Source organism: Ochrobactrum sp. CGA5 (assembly GCF_006345815.1).
Classification (GTDB): Bacteria; Pseudomonadota; Alphaproteobacteria; order Rhizobiales; family Rhizobiaceae; genus Brucella.
The window spans coordinates 170,782-188,755 of record NZ_VCIG01000004.1 but is presented as its reverse complement, the minus strand read 5'-3'; the positions used below and the strand labels follow the sequence as shown (position 1 = coordinate 188,755).

The following is a 17,974-nucleotide window of genomic DNA, read 5'->3' as shown; positions in this document are numbered from 1 at the left end:
GTTGGATTGACGCAATCAATCGCGTTTCCTGAAGGCCGATGCATCAATAGCTAACTTTTGCAAACGGGCGTAGAGGCTTCGGCGCGGCATTTGCAACAAAGTCGAGGCCACTCCGACATCACCGTTGCAACGCTCCAGAGTCGCGCGAATGACACCGTTTTCAAAACGATCCATCTGCTCCGATAGAGAAAGTGAGCTCGGCTCCGGGATTTGGTCGTAACCCAGTCCCAACACCACTTGCTTGGCATAATTGCGCAGTTCGCGAACATTTCCGGACCATTCGTCGGAATTCAGTCGCGCTTCCATTACTGCATCAATCGTGGGTCGGGACTGGCCGAATTGGATTGCCGCTTCATCAAGGAAATAAGAGAAAAGCAAACCAATATCCTGTCGCCGCTCCCGCAGAGGCGGAACACGTAACCTGACCGTTTCGAGGCGATAAAACAAATCGGAACGAAAGCGACCGCTGGCCACCGCTTCTTCCATATTGCCCTTCGCAGCGGCAATGATCCTCAGAGTTACTGCGCGCGGCTCGCCAGTTAGCGAGGGCAGCTCACGTTCTTCGACAACACGCAGCAGCTTGCCCTGGACGGACGGGGACATGCTGTCGATTTCGTCAAGAAACAATGTACCCCGATCCGCATCGACTATTCTTCCACGCTGGATACGATTGCCGAATAGAACCTCGTCAGCGATAGCGTCCGGCAAAGCGGCACAATCAATGGCAACAAAGCTGCGGGAGTGGCGCGCGCTCCAGCGATGCAGGAGGCGAGCCACCAATTCTTTTCCTGTCCCAGTTTCGCCTTCTATCAACACATCGACATCGACACTGGCAAGCTGGCGAATGGTGTCGCGCAGCCGCACCATCACCGATGTCTCGCCGAGCAGGGGGTAATCCTGCTCGGCATCTGACGCAGCGCGACGAAGACGGCGATTTTCCAATACCAGTCGACGCATTTCCAGTGCACGACGCACGCTCGATATCAGATGATCCGCCGCGAATGGCTTGGCTATAAAATCAAACGCGCCCTTCTTGAGAGAAGCAACGGCCATTCCGATATCACCATGTCCGGTCATCAGAATAACCGGCAGCTCCGGGTCACGCGCCAACAATGCTTCCATCACCGCATGCCCATCGACCCGAGGCATGCGGATATCGGTGACAACGATGCCCGGATAATCGGGTGTCAAGCTGGTCAAAGCAGACTGACCATCGCCATGGGCTTCAATGTCGAGACCCGCAATTTCAAATGAATCAGCCAAGGCCGTGCGAAATGCCACATCGTCATCGACCAGCATCACCCGCAAAGGCTCAATTACCATCACGCTTTGCCCTCTTCAAAGTTGCCGCAAAAGCTGCACCGCCAAGCTGCGATGATACAAGCCGCAGCGTACCCTCCATTTCGGTCATCAGGTCTCTTGCAATACCCAATCCCAGACCGAGGCCCTCCGCCTTGCCTGTCACAAACGGGCTGAAAATCTCGTCGCCCAACTGGGGATCAATACCGGGCCCGTTATCGTCGACGACAAGGGAAATGTGGTCGCCTTCCTCACAGATTTTGAACGAAACATGCGGATTCTCGGTGTTCGCAACCGCATCCAATGCGTTCTGCAGCAAATTCACCAGTACCTGTTCCGATCGAATGCGGCAGGCAAGCAGCAGCACGTCGGAACGTCCCGGCATATCGATTTGCACCTTCGCGTTGCGGAACCTATCTCCCATCAGCAGCATTGTGCCATCCACAAGCTCATTCAACGGAAGCGGGCGAACCACACCACTTCGACGGCGCGCAAACCGGCGCATCTCCTGTGTGATGGAGCCTATACGCGCTGTTAGTTCCACAGATGCATTGAGGTTGCTAGCGACCTTATCGAGCTTGCCGTTGGCAAGATGATGCTGTGCGTTTTCCGAGAGCATCCGAATGGTCGCGACGGGCTGGTTGATCTCGTGCACCAGCCCGGCAGTGATAGACCCGAGGGAGGCGAGCCTGTTAGCTTGGGCAAGCTCTTCCCGTGCGTCGCGAAAGCGTTTGTCCGCCAGTTCACGCTCTGTCATTTCCGCGCTCAATGCGGCAGTGCGCTCTGCAACCGCGGTCTCAAGCTCGCCACGATAGGCTGCGGCACGCGCTGCGCGGCTCACCCGCCAATAAACGGCACCGGCGATCACGACGAAAACGAGCATAGCTGCCACCGTTATCAGGCGCGCAAGATCGTTGGCGACGCGCAACGCCCGCCCCGTGGATTCGATATGAACCAGTTTCAGAGAAGTCTCGGCAATCGGCTCGTCAACAGCAACAGAATATCCACCAGAAGGCCCGATCATCATCCCATCCGGTGCGAAGCGATAGCTGCTCGGTTTCATGTCCGCAGCATTGAACTGCCCGCTCTCGATAATCTTGGAGCGTTCTGTGGTTGATATCGGATGAAAGGAACGAAGGTCTTCGGCCTTGTCGGTTGAGGCCAGAATGATCCCGCGAGGATCAACGACAAAAGTCTGACCAGGGTCGTTTGCCCAAGTTTGCACCAGCCGATGGAACTCAAACTTGATGACGACCACACCAACCGGGTTAGTCTGGTCACCAATGCGTCTCGCCAGAAAAAGGCCAAAACGACCACTCAGATCGCCTATAGCATAGTATTCTGCCGAACCTACCGCCATCGCACCCTTGAAGTAAGGCCGGAAATCGTAATTGCGCCCAACAAAGCTCTCTGGCGTATCGGCATTCGATGAGGCGATGACCGTACCGTCACGAGCGATCACATAGATGATTGGCGAACCAATCTGATGTGCAAGAAGCTCAAGCTTCTGGTTCAGACGAGCGGTCGCCTCCGTCAAACCGTCCGCGAGCACATCGCGGAGATCGCTATCTTCCTTCAAAACCACCGGTAATAAACGAAACTTTGCCAATTCGCTGTCGATAAGGCGGGTTTGCTGGCGCGCTATAAGCGTCGCATCCTGGCGAAGACCATCCAACGCCCCGCTTTCGGCCCACAGCCGGGCAGAAAACCACACACCGATTGCCAGCAAAAATGCGAGAGCAACCATGAGGAGTTTTGTGGTCTTCGGCAACATCTTCATTTGTGCTGATTTATGCAAAATCCATCAGGAAGTCACGCAGAAACTTGCACAACATCCACGCGAAAACATACCAATTCTTACCGAAACCTTTTTAATTTCAATATATTAATCTTTTTAAGCCTTCTCTCTGGCGATCATTTCTCCACTACAGCATGTTAACGCCACTTCGAAAAAGGGGGTTTCGAAGGGAGGAGTTAGCCGTGAACCACATCAGTATAGCACCCGCATCCCCACCGGCTCCGGGGCCGCGCTTTATCGGCCGGGTTACTGACATTGCATGCTCGAAGCTGACGCGGAGCACGGACCGAAATTATTCACCAGCGCCATACAAGCCTTGTCCCCACTAACCCAAGTGGAAATGCGGCAAGACGAGTTCAAGACAACGGAAAACACCCCATAACCGCTTCTCCGATCCGGTTCCACAACAAGGGGTGAAACTCAAAATCGATAGATTTGAAGGAGCAACCCATGGTCTCAATTACTAACGAACGGAGCGAAGTGCAAAGCACCAATAGCCGCCTGAAATCCATTATCGGCGGCTCGACCGGTAATCTGGTCGAATGGTTCGACTGGTACGTTTACGCAGCATTTGCGCTTTACTTTGCACCGCATTTCTTCCCGTCCGAAAGCCAGACCGCGCAGCTCATGAGTGCCGCCGCAGTCTTTGCTGTCGGCTTTGTCATGCGCCCCATCGGCGCGTGGATCATGGGCATTTATGCCGACCGTAAAGGCCGCAAGGCAGGCCTTGCGCTGTCTGTAACGTTAATGTGTGCAGGGTCGCTCATCATTGCACTGACCCCGGATTACCAGTCCATCGGCATCGCGGCCCCGGCCCTTCTTGTACTCGCGCGTTTGATGCAGGGCTTGTCGGTCGGCGGTGAATATGGCGCCAGCGCCACCTATCTGTCGGAAATGGCGGGCAAGGATCGCCGCGGCTTCTTCTCCTCGTTCCAGTATGTCACACTCATTTCAGGACAACTCCTCGCAATCCTGCTTCTGATCGTGCTGCAGTCGACCATGGAAACTCCAGCACTGGAATCCTGGGGTTGGCGTATTCCGTTCTTTATCGGCGCACTGCTTGCCGTTGTCGTTTTCTGGCTGCGTCGCGGTCTTGCGGAAACCGAAAGCTTTAAGAATGCGAAGGCAAAAAACGCTCCGAAATCTGGCTTCTGGACGCTTATAAAGCATCATCCGAAAGAAACCGCTCTCGTTATGTTATTGACTGCTGGCGGTACGCTCGCTTTCTACGCTTACTCGATCTACATGCAGAAGTTCCTTGTGAACACGTCCGGTTTCAGCCGCGAGGTGGCAAGCCAGATCAACGCAGTGACGCTGTTCGTCTTCATGTGCTTGCAGCCCATCGCCGGCGCGTTGTCGGATAGGATTGGCCGCAAGCCATTGATGATCGCTTTCGGTACCGCCGGTGTTCTTTTCACCTATCCGATCTTCACGACGTTGGAACAGACCCGCGATCCGATCACAGCCGGTCTGCTGGTCATGGGTGCGCTCATCATCGTCACCGGTTACACCTCCATCAACGCTGTGGTGAAGGCGGAACTTTTCCCCGCGCATATTCGCGCACTCGGCGTGGCTCTGCCCTACGCTCTGGCCAACACTCTCTTCGGTGGCACCGCCGAATATGTAGCTCTAAGCTTCAAGAATGGTGGATGGGAACGCGGCTTTTATTGGTATGTCACCGTCATGATCGGCATTTCCTTGATCGTTTATCTGCGCATGCGGGATACGAGCAAGGACAGCATGATCAAGGAAGACTGATACAAGCTTCCCAAGCGACAAAATGCCGGGCTCTAATGCCCGGTGTTTTTATTCTTCCTGCTGTACAGTCCGAAATCGCCCAGGGCTTTGCCCCATCCATTTATGGAATGCGCGATAGAAGGCGCTCGGCTCACTATAGCCAAGCTCTGTAGCCACTTCAGCTACGCTGAGCCTGTTTTCCTGCAAAAGCCTTTCGGCCGCCACGAAACGCAGCTCGTCCTTGATCGTGCCGAAGCTCTGGCCCTCTCCGCGCAGCCTGCGTCGCAAGGTCGGAACGGACATGCCAAGTTCCTTCGCCAACTCTTCAAAAGATGGCCAGTCGGTGATTGGCAAAGCATTCAGTTGCGCGCGTACCCTTGCGGAAAGATCATTATCGTGACGATAGCGGATGAGAATGTTGGCTGGGGCCTCTCTTAGGAAACTCTCCAGCGCCAAATCGCTGCGGATGATCGGCAGCGATAGATAGGACGACGAAAAAACCAGTCGCGTCACCGGCTGATCAAACAGAACCGGCGCGCCAAAGAACTTGTGATAATCCTGCCTATGAACCGGAGCAGGACAGGCAAAATCGAGCGTCCGCAACGGAATACGGCGCCCGACCAGCCAGCATGCCACTCCCATCAGGATCAGCCAATAGGCGCGATAGGCAAAGGCCGGTCTCGGAGGTCCGGCGTCGGTCAGAACGACATGAGCCATGCCTTCGCGGACACGCAAGTCGCCTTGCGGATCATCCAGCACCACATTGAGAAACTGTAAGGCCCGCCGCAAAGCCCGTTCCAGCGTGCCAGCGTGCAACACTGCATGACAAAGCAGATTGAAGCTGCCGGGGCGCATCGGCCTTGCAGCCAGCCCGAAGAATTCATCGCTGATCGTTTCGGCAATCAGCCACCACAAACGACCATATTCCACATTGGTTATTGGTTCCGCCATCGTTTCCGATAGGCCGATCTTCGCCATCAGGGGAGCCGTATCCATTCCCCGGGCCCGCACGCTTTCGAGTGCATCCTCGATAAAGCCCGGCGCTATATTATGGCGTTCCATCGTTTCTCTTCATTGCAAAATCGATCACATATTAATGCATCAAATGTCATTGTTTGCAATGCATGACAGGTTAACCTTTAGCCATGGTGGGCCACGAGGAGGTGGCGATCAGGGAGGTTATACTGGATGACTGAAACGTCCGTTTCAGCGCGACTGACGCGTTATGATGATGCCGTTGCACAATTTCGCATCGAAGATGCAATTGCAAAGCTTCACGGCAATCCTGAAACCGGCATAAATGCCTGCATTGAATGCTGCGACCGGCATATTGGCCATGATCGCGTAGCCCTGCGCGCTATTGCAGCCGACGGCAAGCTTTCCGAATTCACCTTCGAGAACCTGCGCGATATGGCCGCTCGGGTCGGCAATGTACTGAAAGACGCCGGTGTCAACGCCGGCGACGTGGTCGCAGGTCTGTTGCCGCGCGCACCAGAACTTATTGCAACCATTCTCGGCGCATGGCGTATCGGCGCGATCTATCAGCCGCTTTTCACCGCCTTTGGCCCAAAGGCGATCGAACATCGTCTGAAAACCAGTGGCGCAAAATTGGTCGTAACCAATACAGCCAATCGCTCTAAGCTGACGGAAGTTGAAAACTGCCCCAAAGTAGCAATCGTGCTGGCGTCGGGCGATGATCTACCCGTTGATGACATCGATTTTTGCGCCGCAACCGCTTCTGCTTCAGTTGATTGTACTCCAGTCCTCCGCAAGGGCAGCGACCTGTTCATGATGATGTCAACTTCCGGTACCGCCGGCCTACCGAAAGGCGTACCGGTCCCACTTTATGCGCTGATGGCGTTTGGCGCCTATATGCGCGAAGCCATCGGTCTGCGTTCGGACGACATTTTCTGGAATATTGCCGATCCAGGCTGGGCATATGGTCTTTATTATGCCGTTACCGGACCGTTACAGCTTGGAATGGCAACCACGCTTTACGAAGGCAGCTTCACCGCTGAAAGTACCTACGACATCATCGCGCGTCTAGGCATTACCAGCCTCGCCGGTTCGCCGACCGCCTTTCGTCTGCTGATGGCAGAGGGACCGGAAGCTGCGAAACATATCAAGGGTCGCCTGCGAGTAGTCTCCAGTGCTGGAGAGCCGCTGAACCCGGAAGTCATTCGCTGGTTCGACGCATATCTTGGCACACCAATCTACGATCACTACGGCCAGACTGAACTCGGCATGGTCGTGAACAATCATCACGGTCTTGACCATTCCGTTCGGCACGGTTCGGCTGGCTATGCAATGCCCGGTTATCGCGTGACTGTTCTGGATGAACAAAGCAACGAGCTTGGCCCCAACCAGCCTGGCATTCTTGCCGTGGATATAGCAAAGTCGCCGCTTCTCTGGTTTTCCGGCTATTACAAGCAGGAAACGCCATCCATTGCGGGTGGGTACTATCGCACCGGAGACACCGTGGAATTCGAGCCGGATGGTTCGATCAGCTTCATTGGTCGCGCAGACGACGTTATAACATCATCTGGCTATCGCATTGGACCATTCGACGTCGAAAGTGCCCTTCTTGAGCACGCCGCTGTTAACGAAGCGGCGGTTGTCGGCGTACCGGACCCGCAGCGAACGGAAATTGTGAAGGCATTCGTTATCCTTGCGCCCGGCTTCAAAGGCACGCAGGAACTGAAGGACGAGCTGGCACTGCATGTGAAGAAGCGGCTCTCCGCCCATTCCTACCCGCGCGAAATTGACTTCCTGAGCGAACTTCCCAAGACACCGAGTGGAAAAATCCAGCGTTTCCTGCTTCGCAAGGCGGAAATCGACAAACAGCAACAGACGAAGGCCTGAGGACAAGCATATGCAGATTAAAGATCGAGTATTTCTTATTACCGGCGCAAGCTCTGGCCTCGGTGCTGCCGTTGCAAAAATGGCCGTTGATGCCGGTGGGAAAGTCATGCTTCTCGATGTGAATGCGGAAGCCGGTGAAGCACAGGCTAAAGCACTTGGCGCTGCGGCAAAATTTCACCGCGCCGACGTCACCAGCGATGCGGATGGCAAGGCTGCCATTGCGGCTGCAATCAAGGCTTTCGGGCGTATCGATATACTCGTTAACTGTGCGGGTGTGGCACCCGGCGAAAAGGTTCTCGGTCGCGATGGCGCACATAGGCTGGAAAGCTTCACGCGTGCAATTTCGATCAATCTGATCGGCACATTCAATATGTTGCGTCTCGCTGCCGAAGCCATGGCGAATAACGAGCCCGGTGAAGGCGGGGAACGCGGCGTCATCATCAACACAGCCTCCGTTGCAGCTTTCGACGGCCAGATCGGCCAAGCGGCTTATTCCGCCTCCAAGGGCGGTGTTACTGCCATGACCTTACCAGTAGCGCGCGAGCTAGCGCGTCACGGTATCCGCGTCATGACAATTGCACCTGGAATATTTGCAACACCGATGATGGCCGGCATGCCGCAGGAAGTGCAGGATGCCCTCGGCGCTTCCGTGCCGTTCCCGCCACGCCTCGGACGCCCGGACGAGTATGCGGCGCTCGCCCGCCACATCGTGGAAAACCAAATGCTCAACGGTGAAGTCATCCGTCTGGATGGTGCACTTCGCATGGCAGCAAAGTAACGAGGAACAACCATGTCCAACAGCGATCCTATTGTTATTGTCGGTGCTTCCCGTACTCCCATGGGCGGCTTTCAAGGCGATTTTTCCAATGCCCAGGCAACAGACCTCGGTGCCGCCGCCATTCGCGGCGCACTTGCCGGCGCAGGCCTTGCGCCAGAATCTGTCGAGGATGTCTATATGGGCTGTGTCCTGCCTGCTGGTCAGGGACAGGCTCCGGCGCGTCAGGCTTCGATCAAGGCCGGAATCCCTGTTTCCACCGGCGCAACTACCGTCAACAAGATGTGTGGCTCGGGCATGAAAGCAACGATGCTGGCACATGATCTGCTGCTGGCAGGTTCTGCCGATGTCATCGTTTCCGGCGGTATGGAGAGCATGACCAACTCCCCCTATCTGCTGCCCAAGGCACGTAGCGGGTATCGTATGGGGCACGGACAGATCATCGACCACATGTTCCTCGACGGGCTTGAAGATGCGTATGACAAAGGCCGCCTCATGGGTACCTTTGCCGAAGATTGCGCCGAAGCTTATCAGTTTACTCGCGAAGCTCAGGATGAGTTCGCCATTGCGTCACTGATGCGTGCGCAGAACGCTATCAAAGACGGTCTTTTCGCCGCCGAAATTACGCCCGTGGCAGTGAAGACGGGTCGCAATGAAGTCGAAATCTCTATTGATGAGCAACCCGGTAAGGCAAAACTGGACAAGATTCCCACCCTTCGGCCCGCATTTCGTGACGGCGGCACTGTGACGGCTGCCAACTCATCCTCGATTTCGGATGGTGCAGCAGCCCTCGTTCTCATGCGCGCTTCCGAAGCGGAGAAGCGCGGCCTTATCCCACGTGCTGTGCTGCTCGGACACGCAACCCATGCCGACAAGCCGAATCTTTACCCGACTGCTCCGATCGGAGCCATAAGCAAGCTGTCCGCGAAAATTGGCTGGAACCTGAAAGATGTCGATCTTTTTGAGATTAATGAGGCTTTTGCGGTCGTAACAATGGCGGCCATGCGCGATCTCGATCTACCCCACGACAAGGTTAATATTCATGGCGGCGCCTGCGCCCTTGGCCATCCAATCGGCGCGTCAGGTGCGCGCATTCTTGTCACCCTGCTTGCGGCGCTCGAAACCCATGGTCTGAAGCGCGGTGTGGCGGGTATTTGCTTGGGTGGTGGCGAAGCGACTGCCGTCGGCATCGAGAGGATCGTGTGATGCTCTTGGACGATACGCAGGAGCAAATTCGCGATGCCGCCCGCCAGTTCGCGCAAGAACGCCTTGCGCCGGGGGCAGCTACCCGCGACAGGGAACATGCTTTTCCGCGCGCAGAACTCACCGAGATGGGCGAGCTTGGCTTTCTGGGTATGCTGGTGCCGGAAGAATTGGGTGGTTCCAACCTAGGTACAGTTGCTTATGCTCTGGCGTTGGAAGAGATCGCTGCAGGCGATGGAGCATGTTCAACCATCGTTTCAGTCCACTCGTCCGTCGGCTGCGTTCCGATCCTGCGTTTCGGCACTGAAGAGCAGAAGCGACGTTTTCTGCCTAAGATGGCTTCCGGCGAATGGATCGGCGGGTTCGCGTTGACCGAACCACAGGCCGGGTCTGACGCCTCCGCGCTCAAAACCCGCGCGCGCCGTGATGGTGACCATTATGTGATCGATGGTTCAAAGCAATTCATCACATCGGGCAAGAACGGCAGCGTGGTGATCGTGTTTGCCGTCACTGATCCATCGGCAGGCAAGAAAGGCATTTCGGCCTTCATCGTGCCAACAGATACTCCCGGCTACGAAGTTGTTTCCATAGAACACAAGCTCGGCCAGCATTCGTCGGATACCTGTGCGCTTGCTTTCACCAACATGCGCGTTCCAGTAGAAAACCGACTGGGCGATGAGGGCCAGGGCTACAAAATCGCACTTGCCAATCTGGAAGGCGGGCGCATCGGCATTGCGGCACAATCAGTCGGCATGGCCCGTGCGGCATTTGAAGCTGCATGTGCTTACGCCAAGGAGCGGATTACATTCGGCAAGCCGATTATCGAGCATCAGGCCATCGCTTTCAGGCTGGCCGACATGGCAACGAAGATTGAGACCGCCCGCCAAATGGTCCTTCATGCAGCCACGCTACGCGAGGCGGGCAGGCCCTGCCTGACGGAAGCATCAATGGCTAAACTCGTCGCATCCGAGATAGCCGAACAGGTCTGCTCCGCCGCAATTCAAATTCATGGCGGCTACGGTTATCTGGCTGACTATCCAGTTGAGCGTATTTATCGCGATGTTCGCGTCTGCCAGATATACGAAGGCACCAGCGACGTGCAGCGTCTCGTTATCGCGCGAGGATTGTGACGGTTTCCGGCGATGGCATTTACAAATTGCGGTTGGAACATAGAGTTCCCCTCATTTCACTAGACAAGTTTGGGGAAAGGACATAGTTTCGCGCCGCTCGCACAATGGTGTGTGAGCTTGTTCTCGGGGCGGGGTGAAATTCCCCACCGGCGGTATGAAGCGAAAGTTTCGAGCCCGCGAGCACCTGAAATGATGCCGATTGGGTTTCAGTTCAGGGTTAGCAGATCCGGTGAGATGCCGGAGCCGACGGTTAAAGTCCGGATGGAAGAGAGCGATTGAGCGCTAGGATTATGTCCTCGGGCATCGTCTGTGTGTTCTTTTGTGCGCCCTGATTCTAGTTTCGTGAGGAACCTATGAACCAGAGCTATCCGAACAAGACTTCCTTCAAAATTGCTTTCATACAAGCCCGTTGGCACGCCGATATTGTCGACGAAGCCCGCAAGAGCTTTGTTGCGGAACTGTCCACAAAGGTCGGCACCAGCGTGGAAGTCGAAATCTTCGACGTCCCTGGTGCCTATGAAATCCCCCTCCATGCCAAATCTCTGGCCAAGACCGGCCAATATGCCGCCATCGTCGGCGCGGCTTTTGTGGTCGATGGTGGGATTTATCGGCACGATTTCGTGGCGACGGCCGTTATCAACGGCATGATGCAAGTCGGCCTTGAGACTGAAGTTCCCGTGCTCAGTGTCGTTCTGACGCCGCACCACTTCCATGAAAGCAAGGAACACCACGACTTCTTCCACGCTCACTTTAAGGTGAAAGGCGTGGAAGCAGCCAATGCAGCATTGCAAATCATTAGCGAACGCAGCCGTATAGCAGCACTCGTGTAAGGATTTTCTGACCGGCCTTGTTATGAGGGCCGGTCATTCATTCTCCGGCGATGCGCTCTCCGTGGGTATAAACGTCGAATTCATCACCTCGCACCAACGCCACAAGCGTCAGATTGGCTTTATCAGCTGTTCGAATGGCAAGTGCTGTCGGAGCAGAGATCGCCGCCAGAACCGGCGCACCGAACATGACTGCCTTCTGTACCATCTCGACGGATACGCGACTGGTGATGGCAATCACACTGTCCTCAGGAGCGCTACCAATACGCGAGACGGCACCGACGAGCTTATCCAATGCATTGTGACGTCCAACGTCCTCACGCACAGCTATAAGTCCTTCCCCAGGAACATATAAGCCTGCGGCATGAACCGCGTGGGTCTGGGCATTCAGATGCTGACCTTCAGCAAGTGATGCGACGGCCATCGAAATATCGTGAGAGGAAAATTTTCGACCGTGTTCACCGAGCGCCCCAAGTGGCCGCAAAGCGTGTTCAATGGAATCGATGCCACAGAGACCACAACCAACGGGGCCGGCCATGAATCTGCGTCGCGCGGCAAGCCTCTGCTCGGGGCGTTCGGACAGCCTGATCTGTATGTCGATGCCTTTCTCGAAGGTCACGACCTCAATCGCTTCTATCTCAGAAACACTATCTACGATATTCTCGGTGAGGGTGAAACCGATCGCGAAATCCTCAAGGTTGTCAGGAGTAGCCATCATCACGGCTTGCGTTGAGCCGTTATAGCTCAGTGCCACCGGCACTTCTTCCGGGACTATCCGTGCACCCTCCTGGGAACACGAGGCGCGATGAGCGATACGCGCAGCACTCTGGCTAACCTTGTGGATCGTCATCTTAATGGCTCCCCTGTTATCGCGTCCGCTCTCCCGACAGTTTCATGTGGCATGAAAACAACTTTAATGTAAGTTGCCAACGGACAAGCCGTCGCAATTTGGACGGCAAGCGAGGAAAGAAATGGATATTCGCCAAGTAGACGACAATTACTCGGTTTCGGGCCAGATCGAACCCGACGATGTGCGCGACATTGCCGCGGAAGGATTTCGCACGATCATATGCAATCGGCCGGATGGCGAAGGCGGGCCCGACCAGCCCGGGTTCAACGAAATTGCACGTGTGGCAGAGAAAGCCGGCCTTGCGACCTACTACATTCCAGTTGTTGGAGGGCAGTTGACGCAGGAAAATGTGAATGCGATGGCAGCAGCACTGGACGAAGCCGAAGGTCCCGTTCTTGGCTACTGCCGATCAGGTGCACGCTCTACGAACATTTACGGGATCGTACAGCAGCAAAGGCGCGGATAAAGAACGAACGCAAACTATTGGGGCGGTGAAGCCGCAAAGGCATTTCTAAAGTCTTTGCAAACATTTCGATCACCGTCCCGAAAGCCAGGTGCGGCCTGAATGGACACCACGCGATGTATGGGCGCAATATTGGCGATAATAGCTCATGCCGGTGCGTATGACGGTCGCAACTACACCGCCAAGAACGAGAAGCCAGCCAATAGCCTGCGGCCAGTTGAAGCTTTCAATTCCGCCACTCAGCGCGACAATGAATATACCGGCCCAGAGTAGAGCCGCCGTGCGGCGCCAGAATACCGGATTGAGCTCGTCAAAGACAGCCTTCCACAGTGAGTGGACCAGGCAGGCAAAGAAAAGTGCAGCCGCCAAACCGATATTGAGCAACTCGACCGGAAGCCATTGTTGCGAAGTAAGCATTGTTTCCATCATCCACTTAATCGAGATGCGTATCGCGAAAGTCCATTAAGGATTTTTCTTTACGATCCCAAGTACTGTTACTGTTCGTCCCATTCAGCTTTCGCTTTGTGGCCGCAACGTGTTACAAACACAGAAAGGTCCTTGGGATAAATTCACTTATTATTGCGATCACGCGAAATATCGTGTTGAAAACGCTAGGTTATTCGTAGTGTCCTGTGGCATTCAATGCGATGCAACCCCTTCCAGCGATTGAGGAATTTGCAGTTCGACCCTCTGGACATTTCGCTGCAATGTTCCATTCACAAACACGTCAGATGACGGTGTAGTAACAATTCGGCACAGCAACGAGCGCCCCGGAAACGCCGAAGTCTACAGTTGTTCACAACAATTCGGTTTATTAGATTGTTTTTATTTGCCCATCACTGCCTTTTCTGTAAAGGCGGGAAGAAGGCTTTGTAGACGCCGGTGCATTGGTCGGACGTCCCAAAAGAAACCCTTGGACCTGTTCACATCCCTCTTCGATCACCATGCGATGTTGGTCAAACGTCTCTATGCCCTCGGCAACCACGGGTAGATCAAGGCTGCGGCCCAACCCCACAATAGCGCGTACAATGGCCCTGGCACTGACATCGGTTTCCATACTGGTGATAAAGCTGCGGTCAATCTTGATCTTATCGAATGGGAAGCTTTGAAGATTGCTGAGCGAAGAATAGCCAGTACCAAAATCATCCATCACTATGCGGACGCCTAGTTTCTTCATGCGACGCAGCAGTTCCAAGGTCGTCAACCGATCCTTCATCAAAGCGGATTCCGTTACCTCCAGCTCCAGCCTCGATGGGTCGAGACCAGTTTCGGCGAGAACAGAACTGACCGTATTCGGAAGATTAACCAATCGGAACTGCACGGGCGAAAGGTTTACGGCGATAGTCAGATGTTTTTCCCAGCCTGCGGCTGTACGACAAGCTTCACGCAAAACCCACTCGCCCAAAGCTACGATTGTTCCTGTCTCCTCGGCGATTGGAACAAATACTTCCGGCGGTATCGGTCCGTGCTCGGGATGGCTCCAGCGAACCAGCGCCTCATACCCCGTGCAGTCACCGTCTGCGGTCGCAAACAGGGGTTGGTAGGCAACACTGATCTGACCACGTACCATCGCATGGCGCAAATCCGCCTCCATCTGGCGGCGCTCCCTTATTTCGCGGTCCATTTCCGGTGAGTAGAATGCAACCGTGCCTCGCCCATCAGTCTTTGCCCGATAAAGCGCAATGTCAGCTGCGTGACGGATCGCTTCCGCATCCTTGCCGTCGTTCGGATATACTGCAACACCAATACTGACGCCGACAGCGGTTGGATCGAGGACTGTATTCAGCTCCGACCGAAATGTATCCAGTATCTTCTCCGACAGTTTCCGCGCACCCTTCGGCTGCGGCACCCCCACCTGCAAAATAATAAACTCGTCGCCGCCGATACGCGCAGCCGTATCTATACCGTTGATACAACGCTTCAAAATACTGGAAACCGTTTTCAATACGCGGTCGCCTTCGGCGTGTCCGAAAATATCGTTCACGGCTTTGAAACGATCGAGATCAAGCGCCAGTACAGCAAACGGTTCGCGATTGCGGCGCGCTACGGCATTTCCAAGACGCTCCTCGAAGAACATGCGATTGGGCAAATCGGTAAGCGCATCATGCCGCGCCATGTGCTCAATCTGGCGCTGAGCCGTGCGCTTTTCGGTAAGGTCGCGGACAGCGAGCACCTCACAAGGACGTCCCTGATACTCAATCGTGTGCACAGCAAGTTCAAAAATGCGCTCATCATTTGGAAACCGGGGCGCGGCTTCTATCGCTTCCAAACGGGACGCACAGACGGGGAGCCCATCTGCCGCCAGCAACAGCGTATCCGGCGCGACACCGACAAGCGCCTTTTCACTTCTCCGCATAAGTTCGGAAAACCGAGCATTCATTTCAACGATACCGCCATCACGGATAACAGCCAGTCCGTCCAATGTGGCGTTCGCAAACCCTTTCAGGTCAGTCATATAACGGTCCACAAATACAGCAATGATAGTCGTCAGGGCTACGACACAAACCACAGCGGCAATGGCACCGATCAGCCATAGGCGTCCGATACCTAGCGGATCGGCTGCAGGGAGACTTGGGTTTGGAACCAATTCAGTGGAAGCGACTGCTGTGAAGTGTAGCGTACACACAGCCAATATGCCTCCTACGGTGGGAAGTAGAATGCGCGGCCAACCCGAAACATTCGTCACAAAATGAAAAGCCACCACCAGCAGCAGAATTGACACGACACTGCCAACAACGATGGGCGGAAGATCATAATGGACATCGGCTGCTGCTTTTATTGCACCCATACCCGTGAAATGCATCGCTGCAATTGACAGTGTCGCAGAAATGGCAGCGGTCAAAGCGTATTTGAACGCTGGTCCCTTGAGAAGATGCAGGCTCAACCAAAAGCCAAGAACCGCTATAGCTGCGGAAAGAACTGTGATTGTGAAATCAAACTCAATCGCAACAGTGCCCCTGTAAGCAAGCATGGCCACAAAATGGGTTGCCCAAACGCCCAACCCACCTGCAAACGCGCTTATTGCCAGCCAGTTATCGCGGCGGCTTTCCGTGCATTCTTGTGCTCGTGCAAACAGCAGGAAAAACGCAAACATGCTTGCAAATGAAATGGATGCAGCCAGAGCCACAAAAGGCTGATCATGCTGTACTGTCACGCATTCCAGAACTTTAAACATGCCGCCCTCGCATCGTTCTGGATTGCGGCTCCAATAACACCGCAAACATCATCCAGACTGTGCTTTGTTCCCTGTCCGATAATGCCTACAATTATTTAAGTATTTCTGAATTATGGAATACAAGACCCACGCATGCTGATGCCAACTTAGTCCGTTAAGTACGCTTGCCGAAACGCTTTCCGACGCGGGCAAGCAGTATAACGGGCAAGATTCCGACCACCACAATGGCAAGCGCAGCTATGGATGCCTCCTCGTAAGTGCCACGTGCAGCTTCACCATAAAGATGCGTCGCAAAAGTTTCGACATTAAGCGGACGAAGCAAAAGTGTTGCCGGTAGTTCTTTCACACAATCAACGAATACCAGCAGGCCTGCCGCTACGATAGCTGTTCTCGATAATGGCAGATGAACGGCATAAAATGTTTGAGTCACACTACGTCCTAATGTGCGCGATGCATGATCCAAAGACAAGGGGATACGCTCCAGCCCGGAATCAATGCCCCCTGCGGAAATCGCGAGAAAACGGACGACATAGGCATAGACGACCGCAGCGCCTGTCCCAATCAACACAAGCCCGGAAGAATATCCGAAGACATGCGATGTGAACTGATTGAAAAGGCTATCAAAGCCACCGGCGACCACCAGAATACCGATAGCGATTACTGTACCCGGTGCTGCATATCCCATGGTCGATAGACGGTAAGACCAGCGCGAGATAGCACTTGGGAAGAGCCGGACGGCATATGCGACAAACATTCCGCATACCAGCACCAGAGCAGTCGCGATTGAAGCCAGAATAATGGTATTAAAAGCTTCGCCAATCAATCGTGGCGACAGACCGGCAAAGCGAATGCGTTTGAAAGCTTCCGAAACCAGATAAATCGCAGGCAAGACAAATCCAATAATCACTGGCAGCGAGCACAGACCGAACAGCCAGACAGCCTGACTCCTTCTTACTAGCAACGGCTCGAAGCCACGTGTATGGCGGATATTGGAAGCAAACCGCTGCTTGCGGCGCGCCCAGCGCTCTATAGAAACAAGGGCGACGACGAGAAACAGAAGGGCGAGGGCCAATTGGGCAGCCCCCGGTAAATCCGAGCGCGTTATCCAAGTGGTATAGATTGAAACCGTAAGTGTTCGAACACCCAGAAATTCAGCGGCCCCCACGTCATTTAACGTTTCCATCAGGGCCAAACTGACACCGACCGCTACAGCAGGCCGGGCAAGCGGCAATGCAACCCGCCAGAAAATGCCCTTACGACTTACGCCTAGCGTTCGTGCTGCCTCAATAAGGCTGGCGGACTGAGTGAGAAACATCGCCCGTGTAGGAATATAGACATAGGGATAGAGAACGAAACCCAGAAGAATGATACACCCGGTCATCGAACGGATATCAGGCAATCGAAACTGACGCGGGCTTTCGTATCCTAGCATAAAGCGCACCGCCCCTTGCACCGGACCGATGGGATGCAGGATATCGAGATAGGTGTAGGCAACTATATAGGTCGGAACAGCCAATGGCAGCAAAAGCGCCCATTCCAGTATACCCCGCCCACGAAAATCATAAGCAGTCACCAGCCATGCTGTCGATGTACCAATTACGGCCGCTATGATGCCCACACCCGTGAGCAGAATCACCGTTTCGAGGAAAGCCATCGGCAGGTTGGTGGTTAGCAGATGCTCCCAAAGACCGGCTGATCCCCGCATGGCCTCAATGGCAAGGGCGAGTACGGGAAGCAAAACCAGGATTGCGACCAATGCCGAGAACCACAGCCAGCTGCGCCCGGCCCTTGTGGGTTGCAAAACTCGTTTCCGCATCGCTGCAAAGGCTTCCGTTGGTCTATCTATAGTGCAACG

General features: G+C 54.7%; 14 protein-coding genes and 1 riboswitch. Of the genes, 7 read left to right on the top strand and 7 right to left on the bottom strand.

From position 1 onward, the window contains the following. Positions 1-15 precede the first annotated feature (15 nt). Both FJQ48_RS04715 and FJQ48_RS04710 read right to left on the bottom strand, forming a co-directional pair. Positions 16-1,326, bottom strand: a complete 1,311-nt coding sequence (locus FJQ48_RS04715) for a sigma-54 dependent transcriptional regulator (protein ID WP_139974048.1) — start codon at positions 1,324-1,326, stop codon at positions 16-18. Further along, on the bottom strand, positions 1,313-3,079 hold the full coding sequence (locus FJQ48_RS04710; protein ID WP_139974047.1) for an ATP-binding protein: 1,767 nt from the start codon (positions 3,077-3,079) through the stop codon (positions 1,313-1,315). Before FJQ48_RS04710 ends, FJQ48_RS04715 begins: the two co-directional genes overlap by 14 nt. Before the next feature lie 468 nt (positions 3,080-3,547). On the opposite strand from FJQ48_RS04710, the gene FJQ48_RS04705 reads away from it, so the two are divergent. Beyond that, a complete protein-coding gene (locus FJQ48_RS04705) occupies positions 3,548-4,855 on the top strand; it encodes an MFS transporter (protein WP_139974046.1) in 1,308 nt (435 codons plus the stop codon). 48 nt (positions 4,856-4,903) lie between these two features. Here FJQ48_RS04705 and FJQ48_RS04700 read toward each other — a convergent pair whose 3' ends face one another. Continuing rightward, entirely contained in the window at positions 4,904-5,896 is a 993-nt protein-coding gene (locus FJQ48_RS04700; RefSeq protein ID WP_139974045.1) for an AraC family transcriptional regulator, read from the bottom strand. Positions 5,897-6,022: 126 nt separating this feature from the next. Here FJQ48_RS04700 and FJQ48_RS04695 point away from each other — a divergent pair, with 126 nt between their 5' ends. The 5 genes from FJQ48_RS04695 (at position 6,023) to FJQ48_RS04675 (ending at position 11,634) form a co-directional block, all read left to right on the top strand. Continuing rightward, complete coding sequence (locus FJQ48_RS04695; protein WP_139974044.1) at positions 6,023-7,696, top strand: acyl-CoA synthetase; 1,674 nt, start codon at positions 6,023-6,025, stop codon at positions 7,694-7,696. A 10-nt stretch (positions 7,697-7,706) separates the two neighbouring features. Continuing rightward, positions 7,707-8,474: a 3-hydroxyacyl-CoA dehydrogenase gene (locus FJQ48_RS04690; protein ID WP_139974043.1), complete on the top strand. Its 768-nt coding sequence runs from the start codon at positions 7,707-7,709 to the stop codon at positions 8,472-8,474. A 12-nt stretch (positions 8,475-8,486) separates the two neighbouring features. After that, the gene (locus FJQ48_RS04685; RefSeq protein ID WP_139974042.1) at positions 8,487-9,677 is read left to right on the top strand and encodes an acetyl-CoA C-acyltransferase; all 1,191 of its coding nucleotides are present in this window, start codon (positions 8,487-8,489) and stop codon (positions 9,675-9,677) included. Then, entirely contained in the window at positions 9,677-10,804 is a 1,128-nt protein-coding gene (locus FJQ48_RS04680; protein ID WP_139974041.1) for an acyl-CoA dehydrogenase family protein, read from the top strand. Before FJQ48_RS04685 ends, FJQ48_RS04680 begins: the two co-directional genes overlap by 1 nt. A 115-nt stretch (positions 10,805-10,919) precedes the next feature. Beyond that, positions 10,920-11,081: riboswitch (FMN riboswitch) on the top strand. A 76-nt stretch (positions 11,082-11,157) separates the two neighbouring features. Beyond that, positions 11,158-11,634 carry a 6,7-dimethyl-8-ribityllumazine synthase gene (locus FJQ48_RS04675; RefSeq protein WP_139974040.1) on the top strand — a complete coding sequence of 159 codons (477 nt, stop codon included), beginning with the start codon at positions 11,158-11,160 and terminating at the stop codon, positions 11,632-11,634. A 37-nt stretch (positions 11,635-11,671) separates the two neighbouring features. Here the strand turns inward: FJQ48_RS04675 and fdhD are convergent, their stop codons facing one another. Beyond that, positions 11,672-12,481 (bottom strand): formate dehydrogenase accessory sulfurtransferase FdhD, encoded by an 810-nt coding sequence (gene fdhD, locus FJQ48_RS04670; protein ID WP_139974039.1) that lies wholly within the window; start codon positions 12,479-12,481, stop codon positions 11,672-11,674. A 121-nt stretch (positions 12,482-12,602) separates the two neighbouring features. On the opposite strand from fdhD, the gene FJQ48_RS04665 reads away from it, so the two are divergent. Beyond that, positions 12,603-12,947: a TIGR01244 family sulfur transferase gene (locus tag FJQ48_RS04665; protein WP_139974038.1), complete on the top strand. Its 345-nt coding sequence runs from the start codon at positions 12,603-12,605 to the stop codon at positions 12,945-12,947. A gap of 69 nt (positions 12,948-13,016) precedes the next feature. Here FJQ48_RS04665 and FJQ48_RS04660 read toward each other — a convergent pair whose 3' ends face one another. The 3 genes from FJQ48_RS04660 to FJQ48_RS04650 all read right to left on the bottom strand — a co-directional run bounded on the left by FJQ48_RS04660 (position 13,017) and on the right by FJQ48_RS04650 (position 17,935). Next, on the bottom strand, positions 13,017-13,361 hold the full coding sequence (locus FJQ48_RS04660) for a hypothetical protein (protein ID WP_139974037.1): 345 nt from the start codon (positions 13,359-13,361) through the stop codon (positions 13,017-13,019). A 397-nt stretch (positions 13,362-13,758) separates the two neighbouring features. After that, entirely contained in the window at positions 13,759-16,119 is a 2,361-nt protein-coding gene (locus FJQ48_RS04655; RefSeq protein WP_139974036.1) for a bifunctional diguanylate cyclase/phosphodiesterase, read from the bottom strand. A 154-nt stretch (positions 16,120-16,273) separates the two neighbouring features. Next, entirely contained in the window at positions 16,274-17,935 is a 1,662-nt protein-coding gene (locus FJQ48_RS04650) for an iron ABC transporter permease (RefSeq protein WP_139974035.1), read from the bottom strand. Positions 17,936-17,974 lie beyond the last annotated feature (39 nt).